Origin of the sequence: Solemya pervernicosa gill symbiont (genome assembly GCF_002020875.1) — a bacterium.
Taxonomy (GTDB): domain Bacteria; phylum Pseudomonadota; class Gammaproteobacteria.
In genome coordinates this window covers 21552-40223 of sequence record NZ_MPRL01000012.1, presented here as the reverse complement: position 1 = coordinate 40223, position 18672 = coordinate 21552, and the positions used below count along the sequence as shown (strand labels likewise).

At 56.9% G+C, this 18672-nt stretch carries 17 protein-coding genes; 7 read left to right on the top strand and 10 right to left on the bottom strand.

The features are described 5' to 3' along the window. Nucleotides 1–7: 7 nt before the first annotated feature. From BOW52_RS04565 to def, 10 genes are all read right to left on the bottom strand, one after another. Nucleotides 8–241 (bottom strand): hypothetical protein, encoded by a 234-nt coding sequence (locus BOW52_RS04565; protein WP_078482910.1) that lies wholly within the window; start codon nt 239–241, stop codon nt 8–10. Continuing rightward, nucleotides 222–827, bottom strand: coding sequence for a class I SAM-dependent methyltransferase (locus BOW52_RS04560; RefSeq protein WP_078482909.1), 606 nt, complete (start codon nt 825–827; stop codon nt 222–224). Before BOW52_RS04560 ends, BOW52_RS04565 begins: the two co-directional genes overlap by 20 nt. Nucleotides 828–833: 6 nt before the next feature. Continuing rightward, nucleotides 834–2285 (bottom strand): TrkH family potassium uptake protein, encoded by a 1452-nt coding sequence (locus BOW52_RS04555; RefSeq protein ID WP_078482908.1) that lies wholly within the window; start codon nt 2283–2285, stop codon nt 834–836. 15 nt (nt 2286–2300) lie between these two features. Then, complete coding sequence (gene trkA, locus BOW52_RS04550) at nt 2301–3674, bottom strand: Trk system potassium transporter TrkA (RefSeq protein WP_078482907.1); 1374 nt, start codon at nt 3672–3674, stop codon at nt 2301–2303. A gap of 85 nt (nt 3675–3759) precedes the next feature. Beyond that, a complete protein-coding gene (locus BOW52_RS04545) occupies nt 3760–5127 on the bottom strand; it encodes a sigma-54-dependent transcriptional regulator (RefSeq protein ID WP_078482906.1) in 1368 nt (455 codons plus the stop codon). A 37-nt stretch (nt 5128–5164) separates the two neighbouring features. Then, the gene (locus tag BOW52_RS04540; RefSeq protein ID WP_078482905.1) at nt 5165–7357 is read right to left on the bottom strand and encodes a sensor histidine kinase; all 2193 of its coding nucleotides are present in this window, start codon (nt 7355–7357) and stop codon (nt 5165–5167) included. Nucleotides 7358–7371: 14 nt separating this feature from the next. After that, on the bottom strand, nt 7372–7920 hold the full coding sequence (locus tag BOW52_RS04535) for a DUF4390 domain-containing protein (RefSeq protein ID WP_172840155.1): 549 nt from the start codon (nt 7918–7920) through the stop codon (nt 7372–7374). A 93-nt stretch (nt 7921–8013) separates the two neighbouring features. Then, on the bottom strand, nt 8014–9306 hold the full coding sequence (gene rsmB, locus BOW52_RS04530) for a 16S rRNA (cytosine(967)-C(5))-methyltransferase RsmB (protein WP_078482903.1): 1293 nt from the start codon (nt 9304–9306) through the stop codon (nt 8014–8016). Next, nucleotides 9303–10256 (bottom strand): methionyl-tRNA formyltransferase, encoded by a 954-nt coding sequence (fmt, locus tag BOW52_RS04525; protein WP_078482927.1) that lies wholly within the window; start codon nt 10254–10256, stop codon nt 9303–9305. The genes rsmB and fmt overlap by 4 nt, the downstream gene beginning before the upstream one ends. 29 nt (nt 10257–10285) lie before the next feature. Next, nucleotides 10286–10828, bottom strand: a complete 543-nt coding sequence (def, locus tag BOW52_RS04520) for a peptide deformylase (RefSeq protein ID WP_078482902.1) — start codon at nt 10826–10828, stop codon at nt 10286–10288. Between the two features lie 147 nt (nt 10829–10975). Here def and BOW52_RS04515 point away from each other — a divergent pair, with 147 nt between their 5' ends. The 7 genes from BOW52_RS04515 to BOW52_RS04485 all read left to right on the top strand — a co-directional run bounded on the left by BOW52_RS04515 (nt 10976) and on the right by BOW52_RS04485 (nt 18658). Then, on the top strand, nt 10976–11992 hold the full coding sequence (locus BOW52_RS04515) for a LysM peptidoglycan-binding domain-containing protein (protein ID WP_078482901.1): 1017 nt from the start codon (nt 10976–10978) through the stop codon (nt 11990–11992). A 35-nt stretch (nt 11993–12027) separates the two neighbouring features. Then, a complete protein-coding gene (gene dprA / locus BOW52_RS04510; RefSeq protein ID WP_236725640.1) occupies nt 12028–13179 on the top strand; it encodes a DNA-processing protein DprA in 1152 nt (383 codons plus the stop codon). Further along, nucleotides 13160–13639: a DUF494 family protein gene (locus tag BOW52_RS04505; RefSeq protein ID WP_078482900.1), complete on the top strand. Its 480-nt coding sequence runs from the start codon at nt 13160–13162 to the stop codon at nt 13637–13639. The genes dprA and BOW52_RS04505 overlap by 20 nt, the downstream gene beginning before the upstream one ends. 81 nt (nt 13640–13720) lie before the next feature. Further along, nucleotides 13721–16039, top strand: a complete 2319-nt coding sequence (topA, locus tag BOW52_RS04500; protein WP_078482899.1) for a type I DNA topoisomerase — start codon at nt 13721–13723, stop codon at nt 16037–16039. A 48-nt stretch (nt 16040–16087) separates the two neighbouring features. Beyond that, nucleotides 16088–16597, top strand: coding sequence for a 5-(carboxyamino)imidazole ribonucleotide mutase (gene purE / locus BOW52_RS04495; RefSeq protein ID WP_078482898.1), 510 nt, complete (start codon nt 16088–16090; stop codon nt 16595–16597). A gap of 16 nt (nt 16598–16613) precedes the next feature. Then, nucleotides 16614–17174: an L-threonylcarbamoyladenylate synthase gene (locus tag BOW52_RS04490; RefSeq protein WP_078482897.1), complete on the top strand. Its 561-nt coding sequence runs from the start codon at nt 16614–16616 to the stop codon at nt 17172–17174. Between the two features lie 83 nt (nt 17175–17257). Then, nucleotides 17258–18658, top strand: a complete 1401-nt coding sequence (locus tag BOW52_RS04485) for a YdgA family protein (protein WP_078482896.1) — start codon at nt 17258–17260, stop codon at nt 18656–18658. The last annotated feature ends 14 nt before the right edge of the window (nt 18659–18672 follow it).

The following is an 18672-nucleotide window of genomic DNA, read 5'->3' as shown; positions in this document are numbered from 1 at the left end:
TTGTATTCTATTGACCCACCTGCTCCATACGTTGCTTGAGATTCTGCTGCATCGCATCCTCAAGCTGTTTCGCCTCTTCAATGGTACGTGTCTGATCCTTCCAGACATGCTCACCCTCTTCGACCTCTGTTGAGCAACCGACGATGGACACCAGGGCCATGCCGCACAACAAGCAGTGAAACATCTTCATCTCAGTCTCCCATTTATGAATCACCACACTCTTATAGCGCAGTGTGTTCATTGACGAGAGGCTTACGAGCGATCAGCTCTGCTTCGTCTCTAAAACCGTGATCCAGATCACCCACACGTCCCTCTTCACGATAGTAGATCAGCTCCAATGCAGGGAAGGCTCGTAGCAGTTCATTGGGCGCGAGACGGAATTCAGAATTGAAGGGGCCACTGCCAGTCACGTGCTGTTGTGTATAGGTTTGATAGAAGAGCAGCCCGCCGGGCTTGAGCGCTGCTGCAATCGCTGCAAACAGCGAGCGCTCGAGATAACGACTGATGATCATCACATCGAACTGCTCGGCTTGCGGTGGTTCGGCTACCAGATCTCTCACCACACCCTGCAGCGACAGGCCACGCTCACGTGCTGCTGCCGCAAGTAGATCGATGGCAACAGGGGATATATCCCACCCCTCACACTCCAAACCCTGTTCAGCCAACAACATAATGTTGGCACCCATGCCACAGGCGAGCTCTACCACACGCCCCTCGCGGGGCAACAGGTGCAGATTTTCTCTGAGCAGCGCGATAGGCTCCAGGATCGAGTTATCGGCCAACTTACGGTAGCGCGCATCCCAGCGCGCTTGATCTTCAAGACTCATGGCCGACTATTTACGCCAGAACGTAGGGGTAAGCAGCACCAGCAGGGTGAAGATCTCAAGACGCCCGAGCAGCATCGCAAAAGAGAGTACCCACTTGGCCAGATCACTGATGTCAGCGTAGTTGGAACCGACATCACCCAGCCCCGGACCGAGGTTGTTCATGCAGGCAGCCACCGCCGAGAAGGCGGTCACCTGATCGAGCCCGGTCGCCATCAGTGTCAGCATCATTACGGTAAAACTCGCCACGTAGATGGCGAAGAAACCCCATACGGCATCGACCACCTTCTCCGGCATCGGTGTGTTGCCAACCTTGATCAGCAGTACCGCATTAGGGTGAACCAGTCGCTTGATCTCACGTACGCCCTGCTTGAACAGCAGCAGAAAACGCATCACCTTCATGCCGCCACCGGTCGAGCCAGCACAGCCGCCGATAAAGCTGACAAAGAGCAGCATCACCGGCAGAAAGCCGGGCCAGGAGGCGTAGTCTGCGGTGGTGAAACCCGTGGTGGTACCGATTGAAACCGCCTGGAAGATACCGTGGTGCAAGGCACTGCCGAAGTCGCCGAAGGTCTGCGTCAGCACCAGGTAGATAGTGGTAATCGCAGCGGTGACCAGCAGCACCACAAAGTAGGTGCGTGACTCAGGATCTTCACTATAAGGTGCCGCGCTCAAGCGCCGCCACGCCAGATAGTGCAGCGCGAAGTTGATACCGGAGAGCAGCATGAAGACCACCGCAACCGACTCAATCAGTGCACTGTTAAAGAAACCCATACTCATGTCGTGAGTCGAGAAGCCACCGATCGCGACCGTCGAGAAGCTGTGTGCAATCGCATCGAAGGGGTCCATGCCAGCGGCAAAGTAGGCCACTGCACAGGCGATGGTCAGACCCAGATAGATATACCAGAGCGCCTTGGCCGTCTCGGTAATCCGTGGTGTGAGCTTGTTATCCTTCATCGGCCCTGGCGTCTCGGCACGATAGAGCTGCATACCACCGACACCGAGCATCGGTAGTACCGCAACCGCCAATACGATGATGCCCATGCCACCGAGCCACTGTAGCTGCTGGCGATAGAAGAGCAGCGAGTGGGGAAGATCATCAATACCCACCAGCACCGTAGCACCGGTGGTGGTGAGCCCCGAGAGCGACTCGAATACCGCCCCGGCAAAGTTGAGATTGAGCTCTTCTGCCAGTGCCAGTGGCACCGCACCCGAGAGGCCCAGCACGGTCCAGAACAGGACCACCACCACAAACCCGTCGCGAAGGCGCATATCCTCGTCGATATGGCGTACCGGCAACCAGAAGAGCAGACCGGCAACAAAGATCAGCAGAAAGCCCTGCATGAAGGGTGAGATGGCACCATCGCCATAGAGCCAACCGACCAGAATCGGCGGCGCCATGGAGAAGCTGAAGATCATCAGCAGCAGACCAAGAATGCGTTGTACGACCAGAAGTTGCATCTGCTAACCGGGGCCCTAGAAGAAGGTCACATCGACCTGGAACAGTGTCTCGACCTCAGCAATACGCTGCTTGTCGACCAAGAACATGATGACGTGATCCTCTGCCTCAATGATGGTGTCGTGATGCGCCATCAGCACCTCACTGCCACGCACGATCGCACCGATGGTGGTGCCTGGTGGCAGGGTGATCTCATCGATCTGTCGCCCTACAACCTTAGAGTTTTTGCTATCGCCATGAGCCACCGCCTCGATCGCCTCGGCCGCACCACGACGCAACGAGTGGACCATTGCCACATCACCTCGGCGTACATGGGCGAGCAGACTACCGATGGTCGCTTGCTGCGGCGAGATGGCGATATCGATACTGCTACTCTCAACCAGATCGACGTAGGAGGCGCGGTTAATCAGCGACATCACCTTACGCGCACCGAGCCGTTTGGCGAGCATCGCCGAGAGGATATTCGCCTCATCATCGTTGGTCAGTGCGCAGAAGATATCGGTATCCTCGATATTCTCCTCCAGCAGCAACTCCTCGTCGGCGACATCGCCCTGCAGCACGATGGCACTGTTGAGCTGCTCTGAGAGCTGGCGAGCACGAACCCGATTGTGCTCGACTATCTTCACGTAGTAGTTGCTCTCCAGCGCCTTGGCGAGACGGGTGCCGATGTTGCCACCACCAGCAATCATGATCCGCTTCACCGGCTTATCGAGCCGACGCAGCTCACTCATCACGGCACGGATATTTTTGCGCGCGGCAACAAAGAAGACCTCATCATCGGCTTCGATTACGGTATCGCCTTCGGGAATGATCGGTTTGCCACGGCGGAAAATCGCCGCAACGCGGGTATCGATACCCGGCATGTGATCACGCAGGTTATGCAGCTCATGGCCCACCAGAGGTCCACCGTAGTAGGCACGCACCGCCACCAACTGTACCCGGCCAGCGGCAAAATCGAGCACCTGCAAGGCACCGGGGTGTCTGACCAGGCGCAGAATATCGTCGGTGACCAGCTGTTCGGGGCTGATTAACACATCGATCGGCAGCGACTCCTGCGAGAAGAGGCGAGGGTGGGCGAGGAACTCAACACTGCGCACACGCGCGATCTTGGTCGGGGTACGGAACAGGGTATAGGCAACCTGACAGGCGACCATGTTGGTCTCATCACTGTTGGTCACGGCAAGGATCATGTCGGCATCCTCGGCACCGGCACGAATCAGCACATCGGGGTGCGCGGCGTAACCGGCCACGGTACGCAGATCGAGACGATCCTGCAGATCACGCAGAATCTCGCTACGCTGATCGACCACGGTAATGTCATTGGCCTCGCTGGCGAGGTTATGCGCCACCGATGCACCGACCTGTCCCGCGCCGAGGATGATGATTTTCATAGTCTGCTCAAGCCAACCAATGCCTTAAATATGGTGCGCGATAATACGCCTGCCACGTGAGCATCTCTACCTATTCAGGGGCATGCTATCGACCGACACTCTTCGGATCGATACCCAGCGCCTTCAACTTACGATAGAGATTAGTGCGCTCCATGCCGGCCAGCTTCGCCAGTTTACCAACACTGCCACCACTCACCTCGAGCTGATGCTCAAGATAGACACGCTCAAACTGATCACGCGCCTCACGTAGCGGCAGATCGAAGACGGTCGGTGAGAGGCCATTGATCGCCACCGGTACCGCCTTGCTACCAAGCATCGTCTCCACCTCTTCGAGGCCGATCTCCTCATCACCACCGAGGATCAATAGACGCTGCACCAGGTTCTTTAGCTCACGGATATTGCCGGGCCAGCCGTAGTTACGTAGTCGATTCTGTGCCGCCATGCCGAAATGGCGATAGGGGAGGTTGTCGTTACGTACGCAGTAGTCGACGTAATATTGCAGCAGATCGGAGACATCCTCGGCATGCTCGTGCAGCTCCGGGATCTGTAACGGCATCACGTTGAGGTTGTAGTAGAGATCCTCACGAAAAGCCCCTTCACGGACCAGTTGTTCGAGGTCACGATGTGTCGCTGCGACCACCCGCACATCGACCTCAACCGACTCACTACCACCGACCCGCATGAAGTTTTTGCTCTCGAGCACACTCTGCAGACGCGCCTGGGTCTGCTGGTCCATATCGGCGATCTCATTTAGGAACAGGGTACCGCCGTTGGCCTGCTCGAAGAGACCGTAGTGGACCCGGTCACCCTCTTCACTACCAAACAGTTCAACCGCTGAGTTCTCGCCAGCGATTGCACCCACGCCGACCTCGACAAAGGGTGCATCGGCACGGGCGCTGGAGGCGTGCAGATAACGTGCAAAGACCTCTTTACCGGTACCCGGCTCACCAAGGATCAGCACACGGGTATCGTGCTGAGCGATACGCACCACCTGATCGCGTAGCTGCTGCATGCGCTCACTCTTACCAGAGGGTTCATCGGCGGGTGCCTGTTTTTTCAGACCGACGTTCTCACGCTGCAGACGGCCACTCTCAAGAGCGCGCTGCACCATCACCAGCAGCTTGGCAAGTGAGATCGGTTTCTCGACAAAGTCGTAGGCGCCAAGACGAGTTGCCTCAACCGCCGTCTCTACCGTGCCGTGGCCCGACATCACGATGACTGGCGAGGGTAGGCCGCCAGCTTCATTCCACTCCTTGAGCAGAGTGATGCCGTCAATATCGGGCATCCAGATATCGAGCATGATCAGATCGGGGCGTCGACCGCGTAGTGCCTGTCGCGCCGCCTCACCATTTTCAGCGGTAGCGACATCGTAGTTCTCATCCTCAAGGATCTCCTTGAGCAGGTTACGAATATCGGGTTCGTCATCGACGATTAATATGTGAGGTGCACTCATCTTGTTATCTCCACTTCATCTCTCGCCTGACTTACGATCAGGCTTGCTCCTCGCGGTCACTCTTTCCATCCATAACCGGCAACTGAATCACGATCGCTGCGCCGTTTGGTTCGAGATTCTCACCGCGAATCACACCACCATGCTCCTCAACAATCTTCTTCACTATCGCCAGACCCAGTCCTGTTCCCTTCGTCTTGGTCGTTACATAGGGTTCAAACAACTGCCCCAGCAGCTCCTCGGGGAAACCGAGACCATTATCCTCAAAACGAAGCTCAATGTAGCGACAATCTTCTTTCTGCATACAGGCCGTTCGTACCGTTACCACTGGCGTATCTACATCCTCCAGCGCCTCAATCGCATTCTTGAGCAGATTATGCACCAACTGCCGTAGCCTGCCCGCATCGGCCTCAATCTCTGGCAGCGCATCGGCCAACGACTTTTCGATCGCGACACCACTACCCGGACCGCGATAGAGCTCGAGCACATCGTAGACCAGGGTATTGAGATCGAGTCGCTGCAACTCGATCTTCGGCGCACGCGCATAGTCGGAGAAGGCGTTAACCATCGCCTTCATCGCATCCACCTGCTGGACGATAGTATGGGTAGAACGATCGAGCACCGCCGCATCCTTCTCCTCCATCTTATTGAGGAATTTGTGACGCAGCCTCTCTGCCGAAAGCTGAATCGGTGTGAGCGGATTTTTGATCTCATGGGCGAGACGACGAGCTACCTCACCCCAGGCAGCATCGCGCTGTGCCTGCACCAGGTTGGTAATGTCATCAAAGACGATAACGTGACCAACCGCCCCCCCATCCTCATCAGGCAGGGTGGTGCCGCGACACATCAACACTTGGCGGCCACCGCCACTAAATAACGTCACCTCTTCACGCCACTCGCTACCGCCCTGATCGAAGTGAGGCGTTAGCGCAGCCACAAAATCCTCTAGTCCCGGATGCAGTTCCGCCAATTGAGTGAAGGGCTGATCGAGGAGCGCACTTCGGTCAACCTTGAGGAACTGCACGGCCATCTCGTTGATGGTCCGCACATAGAGCTCACTATCGAGCACCACCACACCGGATGTGAGGCGCGATAACACCGCCTCAAGATAGGCGTGCTGGCTCTGCGCCTCCTGTTGGCTGCGTCGTGCCTCATCACTGGCGTGTGCGATGCGTTTGGTCATGACGTTGAATGAGCGCACCAGAATTCCGAGCTCATCGCCGCCAATCTCTGGAATGCGTTTGTTGTAGTCGCCCGCTGCAACCGCACGGGTACCCTCAGCCAGATCACCAATCGGTGCCACCAGCCGACGCGCCGAGGAGAAGGCAGCGAGTACCGCGGAGAGGATACTCAGTAGCAGTACAAGAGAGAGGGTAACGATAAAGCTGAACTTGAGTGGTTCACGCAAATAGGCGAGCGCTTTGTAGCGCCCATAGGCGTCCTGAACGTTTCTCGCGAGCCGATCGAGCCGTTCTGCGACCGGATAGAGCACCTGCATAATGAAACCACCCATACCCCCATCAACTACGCCCGTCACCGGCACGACCACTCGAATGTAGAGTAGATCGTTAATCGCATCGAGTCCGACATAGGGTCCCGTGTTACGCACGTAAGAGAGGATCACATCGTCGGGTTGATAGGGAACGATGCGGGTCGGGTCACTACTACTGGAGGCGACGATGTGGCCGTTCTGCGCCAGCAGGGTCAGCTCATCGGCGCCACTCTCAACGCGCAAATCATCAACCTCTACCGCCATAAAGGTATCACTGACGTTCTCCAGCTTGCCTCCCATCACCTCACTGTCGTGCAGCAGCTCCTTCATGCGTGCATCGAGCGAACTACGGCTCAGCTCTATCGCATCCTCCAGTGCACTCTCCACCTGCACATTGAACCAGCTATCGATACCACGCATCAGAAACTGCACTGAGAAGAGGTAGACGATGGTCACCGGGGTAACGGCGAGAATGACAAACATCACCACCATGCGCATGGTCAGACGTGCGCCGGGGGCTCGGTTGCGATAGCCACGAATCAGCTTAATCACACTGTAGATGATCAGACCGAGCAGAATCACCAGAATCAGCGCATTGAGCGCCAACATGGCGATGTAGAGCTGGGAGAACTGTTCGCTGTTCTGGGTCGACTCACTCAACAGATAGAGCGAGGTGAGCAGCATGGCAAAGAGCAGCAGCGCGGGAAGCGTACCGCTGAACAGGTAACGCACAAACCTCATCGTCCGATCACCCGCTACTTAACACGCACTTCATGCCAATCACCACCGAGATACCAGGAGGGTTTGACGAAGGCGAGAGTACGCAGAGGAATCGGCAGCGCATTGAGATCGAGGCTGGCACGCAGACGCACCGTATATTTGTCATTGCTATCGAGCAGGTTGCTGTCGATTACCGGCACCCCCTCGACAATACCGAGTCGATAGAGCGCCGTCTCCAGGCCGGAAACACTCTCCTGCACACCGCTGTTGAGATTGATCAGGATGTAACGCTCGGTAAAGGCGTGGTAACGCAGCTCGTAGCGCTGCAGCAGCGAGGCGACCGTCTCAGTCCAGAGGAACTGGCGTTTGTGCAGCAGTTCAATCTGCAACTCAAAGACCAGTGGCACTCCGCTCTGCAGCGCATCAAGTGCCGAGTTGCTGAGGCGATATTCGATCGCCGCATCGAGCTGATAGACCTCATCGATCAGCTCAACCTCAACACTTCTGACCTCAAAGCCGGGATCGGCCGCAGCTGCCGGCACCGCAATAAGCGCCGTCAACCAGCCGAACAGTGCAAATAGCACGCTCCAGGTTCGATGTTGTGTTGGTCCGAACATTCAGTCGTCACAATCGACGCAATGCGCCGCACACCCTTTTTATAATCAGTTTATTTATAACTATCGCTTCATCAGAGAAGCGTAATAGAAACCATCCATCCCATCACTACCCGGTAGGATTTGACGCCCATACGGCTGTACCAACCCCCACTGCGACGCGATTGGCTGCTCCTCGGCATCGTCGTGTTGTTTTAGAAACGTCTCGATCTGCTCGCTATTCTCCACCGGTAGCACTGAACAGGTAGCGTAGACCAGCATACCGCCAGGGGCGAGCAAGGGCCACAACGCCTCCAGTAATCGCTGCTGCTCTTCGACCAGCGATGCTATATCACTCGGTCGACGCAACCATTTGATATCGGGATGACGTCGGATAACACCCGTCGCCGAGCAGGGCGCATCGAGCAGAATTCGATCAAAAGGCTTGCCATCCCACCAGGCCGTTTCAGCTGCATCCGCCTCGATCAGCTCAGCTGAAAGACCGATGCGCGCAAGATTATCGGCGACCCGAATCAGCCGTTCACCCTCCGAGTCGATCGCCACCACCTCTGCCAGCGCAGCTTCAGACTCGAGAATATGACCGGTCTTACCACCCGGCGCTGCACAGGCATCGAGCACACGCTGCCCCGGCTGCAGATCGAGCAGAGGTGCGGCCAGCTGTGCCGCAGCATCCTGCACCGACACCAGGCCCTCTTCAAAACCGGGCAGGCGCATCACATCGACAGGCTCTGCCAGGATCAGTGCAGAGTCGACCACAGGATGCGGTTGCGCCGCTATCTCGGCACTCTCTAGCTGCAGCAGATACTCCTCACGCGTGGTAACCGAGCAGTTAACGCGTAATACCATCGGCGCCCGTTCATTATTGCCCTGCAGAATTGCCTGCCACTGATCTGGCCACGCTTTGCGCAGACGCTCGATCAACCACTGCGGATGGGCATACTGCACATCCAGTTTGTCCGCAGCAGTGGCTGGTAGCGCCTCGCCCTGCCGCTGCAGATTACGCAGCACACCGTTGACCATGCCGCTAGCCCAACCCTTCTTCAGCTGACGTGTGGCGGCCACGCACTCATTCAGCGCCGCATGGGCTGGCACCTTGGCATCAAAGAGCTGGTAAGCACCACTGAGCAACAGCGCCTCGATATCGGAATCACGTTTTTTCAGTGGCTGTTTAAGCAGGGGTTTGATCAGCGCACGGAGGCGGGGTAGATCACGTAATACGCTGTAGCAGAGGTTCTGCACAAAACCGCGATCCTTGGCGACAACCTTGTTAAGCACAGACGGCAGGGCCGAGGAGAGCGAACGCCCCTCGCCCAACACCTGCGCCAGAACACGGGCGGCAGCGGCCCGTGAGTTCACGCTTGACCGCCTAGTACGACACCGCTCAGATCACGTGAATTGATGAAATCAGCCACCGGTAGGGCCTTGCCGCCAGGGAGCTGGACCTCCAGCAGGCGCAACACCCCTTCGCCACAGGCGACATCAATACCATCGGCACTCGTATGCACCACGGCACCGGGGGTGGCATCTGTCGTAACACCCTCTACAGTTCGCGCCTGCCAGATGCGCAGTGTCTGTTCTGCCAACGCCGTCTGAGCCACCGGCCAGGGATTAAAGGCCTGTACCGCCTGTGCGATCTCCCGAGCAGGATTGGACCAGTCGATCTGCGCCTCCGCTTTACTCAGCTTGGCGGCATAGGTCACACCCGCTTCATCCTGCGGTTGTGGCGAGATATCACCGTCACTCATACGCGCCACGGTATCGACCAGTGTGGCAGCACCGAGCTGTGAGAGTTTGTCGTGCAGAGTCGCTGAGGTCTCCTCGGGGAGAATCGGCAGAGTGGCGAGACTCAGCACGTCACCGGTATCGAGCCCCACATCCATCTGCATGATTGCCACACCCGTCTCGCTGTCACCGCTGTGGATGGCGCGCTGAATCGGCGCCGCACCACGCCAGCGCGGCAGCAGTGAGGCGTGGATATTGATACAGCCAAGGCGCGGTGCATCGAGCACCGCCTTCGGCAGTAGCAGGCCGTAGGCAACCACCACCATCAGGTCGGCATCCAGTGCTGCAATCGCGGCCTGCTCTGCCTCATCCTTGAGCGAGAGTGGCTGGAAGACGGGAATATTGTGTTCAAGCGCCACCGTCTTAACCGGACTGGCGCGTAGCTTACGTCCCCGACCGGCCGGGCGGTCGGGCTGGGTATAGACGGCGCAGACGGTGTGTTCGGAGTCAAGCAGTGCCTGCAGGGGCGGAACGGCAAAATCGGGCGTACCCGCATAGATAATCTTGAGGGGGGAGTTACTCATCATCTTCTCGGTGAACGCCAGCGGCGTTGTTAAATCGCCTTCTCGCCATCAGCAGGGCTCTGCGCTGAACTTCCCGCCTGCTTGCGCTCCTTCTCGAGTCTTTTACGGATACGCTGACGCTTCATCTGCGAGAGGTAGTCGACAAACAGCTTGCCATCGAGATGGTCGATCTCGTGCTGGATACAGACCGCCAGCAATCCTTCAGCCGACAATTCATAGGACTCACCTTCACGATCAAGGGCTCGCATCTTGACCCGTTCGGCACGCTGCACCAGCTCATAGGTACCCGGCACAGAGAGACACCCCTCCTCCATCTCTTCAACACCCTCGAGTTCGAGTATTTCGGGGTTGATCAATACCAGTGGATTGTCCTTATCCTCGGAGACATCGATCACCACGATACGCTTGTCGATGTTGACCTGAGTCGCCGCCAGACCGATGCCCGGCGCCTCATACATCGTCTCAAACATGTCGGCAACAATCTGGCGCACACCATCATCAACCTCTGTCAACGGCTTGGCCTTGTTGCGAAGTCTGGGGTCTGGAAAGCGAAGGATCTCTAGTTTTGCCATCTGTATTTACCGAAATTTCTGATATACAACTGCTATGCTACGATCATACCGGAAATGGCCATATCAAACCTACTATAAGAAGTGGTGGATATCGGCTAGAATCGCCGAATCGCCACAATAACGTATCTAGGATTGATAGGGATAACTATGCGAATCATCAAGCTGTTTACTCTGCTGTTTTTACTGGTAGGTGCTGTTAACGCCGCTGATGAAGTTAAGCTAAGAGCCGACCACCCCGACCGCTACGTGGTCGTTAAAGGCGACACTCTCTGGGACATCTCCGAACGCTTTCTGATGAGCCCATGGCTCTGGCCCGAGGTATGGCAGGCCAATCCCCAGATCGAAAACCCCCATTTGATCTACCCCGGCGATGTCATCACCCTGATCTATGTTCAGGGAAAACCGAAGCTGGTGATCGAACGCAAGATTCCAACCGTCAAACTCTCACCGCAGATTCGCGCACAGCGTATCGAGCAGCCGATCCCGCTGATACCCATCGACACTATTCGCCAGTTCCTTAACGAGAACCGTGTTGTCGGTAAAAATGAGTTCGACAACGCGCCCTATGTGGTGGCCCACGATGAACTGCGACTCGCTACTGCCAGCGGTGACAAAATCTATGCTCGTGGTATCACTAGTGCCGATCAGAATTACTCAATTCTGCGCCTCGGCGACGCCTACACCGACCCTGACAGTAAAGAACTACTGGGTTACGAAGCAGTTCACGTCGGTAACGCAAAGATGCTCCGCAGCGGTGATCCAGCCACGTTCAAACTCTCTGGCACCAATCGTGAAGTCCAGACCGGCGACCATCTACTCCCGATACTGGAAACCCCCGTACTACACAACTATCTGCCCCACGCCCCCAAGACTCAGATTAAGGGCCGCATCATTTCGATCTTCGATGCCGTCTTCCAGGCGGGGCGCGACCAGGTGATCACCATCAATCTGGGTGAACGAGATGGTATGGAAATCGGCCATGTACTTGCCATCGATCGTGCAGGCGATGAAATCGTTGACTCCGTCAAGGGCGGCACGGTACAGCTTCCTGACGAGCAGTCTGGACTACTGATGGTCTTCCGCACCTTTGAGAAGGTCAGCTATGCACTGATTCTAGAGTCGAGTCGTGCTATCCATATTCTTGATAGCGTAAGAACTCCATAACCAGATTCTCCGGGGCAAAGGATGGCCCCTGTTAAGTGTCAAACAGCGAATATCCCATTGAAGCAGTGAAGCCGTGGCTTCAGCTACTCCACACGCCCGGCATCGGGCCTCGCACCTACGCCAAGCTACTCAATCACTTTGATTCACCAGTGGCTGCAATCAATGCATCCACATCCATTCTGAAAGAACTGGGGCTTCGCGAGCAGAGCATCCGGCACCTGCAGCAGAACAATGAAGATCTTATTTGCGCCGATCTTGAGTGGCTTGAGGGCAGCGCGAACACAATCATCACGCTCAACGACACCCGCTACCCCGTGCTGTTGCGTGAGATCGCCGACCCGCCACCGCTTCTTTTTGTCCACGGCGACCCAGACTTCCTCTCATCACTACAGATTGCGATAGTAGGCAGTCGTAACCCGACAACCGGCGGCAGCGAGACGGCGCGTGACTTTGCCCGCCACCTGGCCGGCGCATCATTTACTATCACCAGCGGTCTGGCGCTCGGCATCGATGCCGCCAGCCACGAGGGCGCACTGCAGGGTGGTGGCCCCACCATTGCCGTAGCCGGTACCGGACTCGACCGCGTCTACCCCGCCCGACACCGTGACCTCGCCCACCGCATTGCCGCACACGGCGCACTGGTCTCCGAGTTCCCACCCGGCACCGGCCCCCAACCCGGTCACTTTCCACGCCGCAATCGAATCATCAGTGGTCTCAGCCTCGGCACTCTGGTTATTGAGGCGGCACAACGAAGCGGATCGCTGATTACCGCGCGGCTCGCCATGGAACAGGGACGCGAGGTCTTTGCCATTCCCGGCTCAATCCACAACCCACTTGCCCGCGGCTGCCACCGCCTGATTCGCGACGGCGCCAAGCTGGTGGAAACGGCCAACGATGTGCTCGAAGAACTTGGCTCACTGGCGACGGCACAGGCTCATGCCACTCAAGATGCGACGACCGATAACGCGTTGGAATCCAACCTCGATCCAGACTATCAACGCCTGATAGAGGCGATCGGACACGACCCCGCCTCGGTCGACACCCTCATCGAGCGCAGCGGATTGACGGCCGATGTTGTTTCATCCATGCTGCTTATATTAGAGATGCGCGGTATCATTACCGCACTGCCCGGCGGCAGCTACACCCGGACAAGCCACGAGAGCCACGATGAAAGAGAACGTCCTTGACGCCCTGATGTACCTGTTCGAACAGTACTATCTGGACGACGACAGCAACCTCACCCCCGACCACGATTCGATCAAAGATCGGCTCAACGAGGCTGGTTTTCTTGAGGGCGAAATCGACAAGGCGATTCACTGGCTTGAGGAGCTTGCCGACAATCAGCACCTTATCGACACTATCGTTCCAGCCAACCGCTCATTCCGCATCTATACCGACCAGGAGGCCGCTCGCCTCAACAAAGAGTGTCGCGGATTTCTCATCTTTCTTGAGCAATCTGGCATCCTCACCCCACTCAGTCGCGAGCTGGTGATCGAGCGTTTTATGGCACTCAATACCGATGAGATCGACCTCGAACAGCTCAAGTGGGTTGTGCTGATGGTGCTCTTCACCCGCCCCGGCGAGGAGGAGGCCTACGCATGGATGGAAGACCTCGTATTTGACAACCCTACCGGGTATCTGCACTAATCTCCCTCCCATAGCCTTGACGTTTTATGCCGAACCGGCAGCGTCAACCATTGACCTAACGCAACGCAAGCCATTGATAAAATGAGCAAAAACCTTGTAATTGTGGAGTCGCCCGCAAAGGCGAAGACCATCAAGAAATATCTGGGCAAGGACTTCGAGGTCCTCGCTTCATATGGTCACGTGCGTGATCTGGTACCGAAAGAGGGTGCGGTCGATCCCGATAACGACTTCGCTATGAAGTATCAGGTGATCGACAAAAACGACAAACATGTGCAAGCGATCGCCAAGGCGTTTCGCAAGGCCGATGTACTCTATCTCGCAACTGACCCTGATCGCGAGGGTGAAGCGATCTCCTGGCATCTGCTAGAGATACTACGCGCCAAAAAGCTACTAAAAGAGAAACCGGTCTTCCGTGTTGTCTTCCACGAAATCACTAAACGCGCCGTCAATGATGCCGTCGCCAACCCTCGCGAACTGGCTCAATCACTGATTGATGCGCAGCAGGCGCGTCGCGCCCTCGACTACCTGGTCGGCTTCAACCTCTCACCACTACTGTGGAAAAAGATCCGTCGCGGTCTCTCCGCCGGACGAGTGCAGAGCCCCGCGCTACGCATGATCGTTGAACGCGAGGAGGAGATCGAGGCGTTCGAGGCGCGTGAGTACTGGACCATTGAGGCGGGCGCGAGTAAGGATAGTCAGCCGCTACAGGCCAAGCTCTCCTACTACAAGCTCTCCTACTATAAGGGTGAAAAGCTCGGACAGTTCACCATCAACAACGGTGAACTCGCCTCTGAGGCGGAGCGCACCCTGCTTGAGGCAGCAGGCGGCAAGCTCACCATCGACAAGGTGGAGAAGAAGCAGCGCCGTCGTAATCCGGCCGCCCCTTTCACCACTTCTACTCTGCAGCAGGAGGCGTCGCGTAAGCTCGGCTTTACCACACAGCGCACCATGCGTACCGCACAGCAACTCTATGAAGGTGTTGATATTGGTGGTGAGACCGTTGGCCTGATCACCTACATGCGTACCGATTCGGTTAATCTCGCCCAGGAGGCGTTGGATGAGATTCGCAGTCTGATCGCAGAGCGTTACGGCGCAGAAAATGTGCCGAAGGAAGCGCGTGGCTACAAGACCAAATCGAAGAATGCTCAGGAGGCGCACGAGGCGGTACGCCCCACCTCGGTCAACCATCTCCCTGACGAGATAAAAGACCGTCTCTCTACCGAGCAGTACAAACTCTACAACCTGATCTGGAAGCGTACCGTCGCCTGCCAGATGATCCATGCCACCCTCGACACTGTGGCAGTTGATCTCGGCGCCGGTGAAGGCAACACCTTCCGCGCCACCGGCTCCACCATCACCAAACCCGGCTTCATGACCCTCTATCAGGAGAGTAAGGATGATGCCAAGGGCGACAGTGATGAGAAGTTGCTACCACCGATGAATGAGGGTGAGACGGTCGAGTTGGTCGAGATTAAGCCGGTCCAACACTTCACCGAGCCACCACCACGTTACACCGAGGCGAGTCTGGTCAAGTCGCTTGAGGAGCACGGCATCGGCCGCCCCTCCACCTACGCCAGCATCATCTCCACCCTGCAGAACCGTGAATACGTAGAGATGGACAAAAAACGCTTCATCCCCACCGATGTCGGCCGGGTGGTAAAGCGTTTCCTTACTGAACACTTCACCCCCTACGTCGACTATGACTTCACCGCCAAGCTCGAGGATGATCTCGATGCGATCTCACGTGGCGAGATGGAGTGGGTGCCGGTGCTGAGCAAGTTCTGGAAACCGTTCAAGGAACAGATCGACGATAAGGAGGTGAGCGTCAAACGTAGCGACGTTACCACCGAAGCGCTCGACGAGGAGTGCCCCAAGTGCAGCAAGCCTCTCAACATCCGCCTCGGACGTCGTGGCCGCTTTGTTGGCTGTAGCGGTTACCCGGAATGCGACTACACCCGTAATCTGGGCGATGACAACAGCAGCAACGAACCTGAAATTGTCGAGGGTCGTAGCTGCCCCGATTGTGACTCTCAGCTGGTTATCAAGCAGGGTCGTTACGGCAAATTCATCGGCTGCAGCAGCTACCCCGACTGCAAGTTCATCGAACCGCTGATCAAACCGGAAGATACCGGCGTAGAGTGCCCCAAATGCAAACAGGGGACGATCCTCAAGCGTCGTTCACGCCGTGGCAAGATCTTCTACTCCTGTGCCCGCTACCCCGACTGCGACTACGCGATCTGGAACGAGCCACTCAACGAGCCGTGCCCCAAATGCGACTGGCCGATTGTTACCGTCAAGACCACCAAGCGTCGCGGTACCGAGAAGGTCTGCCCGCAGAGCGAGTGTGACTTCGCCGAACCCTATGAGGTTGAAGAGAACGAATCCTCCAGCGACAGCTAGATTACAAACCACCATTTTTCACAAAGTTAAGAAACGGAAGTTATCAACATGAGCAAACCATTCGTAGCCATCCTGATGGGATCTGACTCCGACCTGCCCGCGCTGCAGGCCACCTTCAAGGCCCTGAAATCTTTTGATATTACCTATGAGGTGCGTATCCACTCGGCACACCGCACCCCAGAGGCAACCCACGACTATGTCACCGGTGCTGAAGCGCGCGGTTGTCAGGCCTTTATCTGTGCTGCAGGCCTTGCAGCGCACCTCGCCGGCGCTGTCTCCGCCATCACCGTACGCCCCGTTATCGGTGTACCGATGGACGGCGGCCCACTCAAGGGTCAGGACGCGCTGCTCTCCACCGTAATGATGCCCGGCGGTATCCCGGTTGCCACCGTTGCTATCGGAAGTGCTGGCGCCAAGAACGCCGCCTATCTGGCCGCACAAATCATGGCCGTCTCCGATAGCGATCTGGCACAGAAGCTGCGCGATGAGCGTGAAGCGAACAAGAAAAAGATTCTCGCCCGCAATGACGAAGTGCAAAAGGAGCTTGGGCTAGCCTAAGCAGCGGGCCTATCCCTTGGCCACACCCTTCCAGATCAGGCATGCCACCCACGCACTACGGCGTGGTGGCATCGTCGCCTATCCAACAGAGTCGGTCTTTGGCCTCGGCTGCAACCCCCTCAATGGAGCCGCTGTGCTGCGCCTGCTGGCGTTAAAGCAGCGCCCTATCGATAAGGGGTTGATTCTGATCGCCTCCGAATTAGTGCAGCTTGAACCCTTTCTACAACCACTAGCCAAACCGATGCTAAGGCGGATCAGTCAGCGTTGGCCCGGCCCGACTACCTGGCTACTTCCCGCTCGCTCAGAGGTACCTCAGTGGCTATGCGGTCATCACAACACACTCGCTGTACGGGTCACCGCCCACCCACTAGCCGCTGCACTCTGCGACAGCTTTGGAGGTGCGCTGGTCTCAACCAGCGCCAATCGTAGCAATCAACCACCAGCACGTAGCGCTCTGCGTGTAGAGCAATATTTCGACAATCGACTCGACTACACACTTCACGGTGAGTTAGGTGGGAACGCTCAGCCAACCGAGATCCGCGATGCCGCTAATGGGCGACTGATTCGTGCCGGCTAAAACTCATCGATACATGCCGCCATCACGCGATTCTGTTAACGTCGCAACCTTCAGCCAACAACTAATAAGACAGGGATAACACCATGGGTACAAAGAGCGTACTGGCCATCATCACACTCGGCGCGGCGGGCGCCGCTGTTGGACTCCCCTACTACAACGGCATGCAGGCCGAGCAACACTTCGATACCCTGCTGACACGCTACACCACACCTGGCGTTATCAAGCTCGACAGACTCGAGTATCAGCGCTCACTCTTCGATGCGAGTGCACGCTCCCAGATGACGCTTAATCATCAGAAGGGCACCCTGATTCTCGAACTCAACCATAAGATCCAGCATGGTCCTACAATCGATTCCACCGACGCCTTTACCATTACCACTGAGGCGACTATCCCCGCCGATCAGCAGTACGAGTTCAAACACTACTTTGGTGATCAAGCACCACTGAGCGTCATCAGCCGAATCGCCCATGATGGTAGCGAGGCAACCGAGATCCTCTCACCCGCCTTTAGCGGCAGCGCACTGGAACGCCCTTCGGTTGCGATCGAGTGGCAGGGAGTGAACGGCACCATCCATCAAGACCAACAGATGAAGCAGACCAACGCCGATCTAAAGGCGCCAGGTCTCAAGGTCTCCGATAGCGAGGCGAGTATGGAGATGGGCGAGATCTCCATGCTCGCCAATCTGAACCGTGTACGCGATATGGTCTGGATCGGCGAGAGTCGTATCGGCATGGATCATCTTAAATTCGACTTCACTGCACCCGACAAACCCGACTTCCGCCTCGACAAGCTACGCATCGTCTCTAATCAGCAGGCTGAGAGCGAGAAGTTACACACCATCTCCGTCGCGTTCGATGCCGACAGCCTCACCGTCGATGACTATCAGCTCACCGCTCCCGGCTATGCGATCGAAATCAAACATCTCGATATTGACGCCTATGTGGAGCTGAATCGGAAAATCACCGAGATTCAGGCGATGGGCATCGAACCAGAAGCCGCTGTACAGATGATGGGGCTGACCCTGATCGGCAATCTACCGACCCTACTGCGCAGCTCACCCGAGATCTCAATCACCCGTATGGGGGCGACCACTCCCGAAGGGAGGGTTAACGGCAACCTGCGCATCGCCTACACCGGCGATGGCAATCTCCATCTCGATCAACCGATGGCACTACTGATGGATCTCGACGGCGATGTTGAGTTCGACATGCCCAAGGCACTGGTGAAAAAAGCGATGCTCCAATCGAGCAAACAGCGTATCGCCACCGCCGCTGCCCAGCAGGGACAGGAGATCGCCGACGATGAACTTGAAGCGCTGGCGCTACAAGGGGTTGAGAGCCAGCTGATCCTGTTTGGTCAACAGCAGTGGATCGTTGAGCAGGGCGACAGCTACCGCAGCCGCATCGAGTACCGCAAGGGTGCACTGACCATCAACGGTCAGGCAGCCGACATCCTCTCGATGCTGATGCAACCACAGCAGTAATTCACCGAGACTTC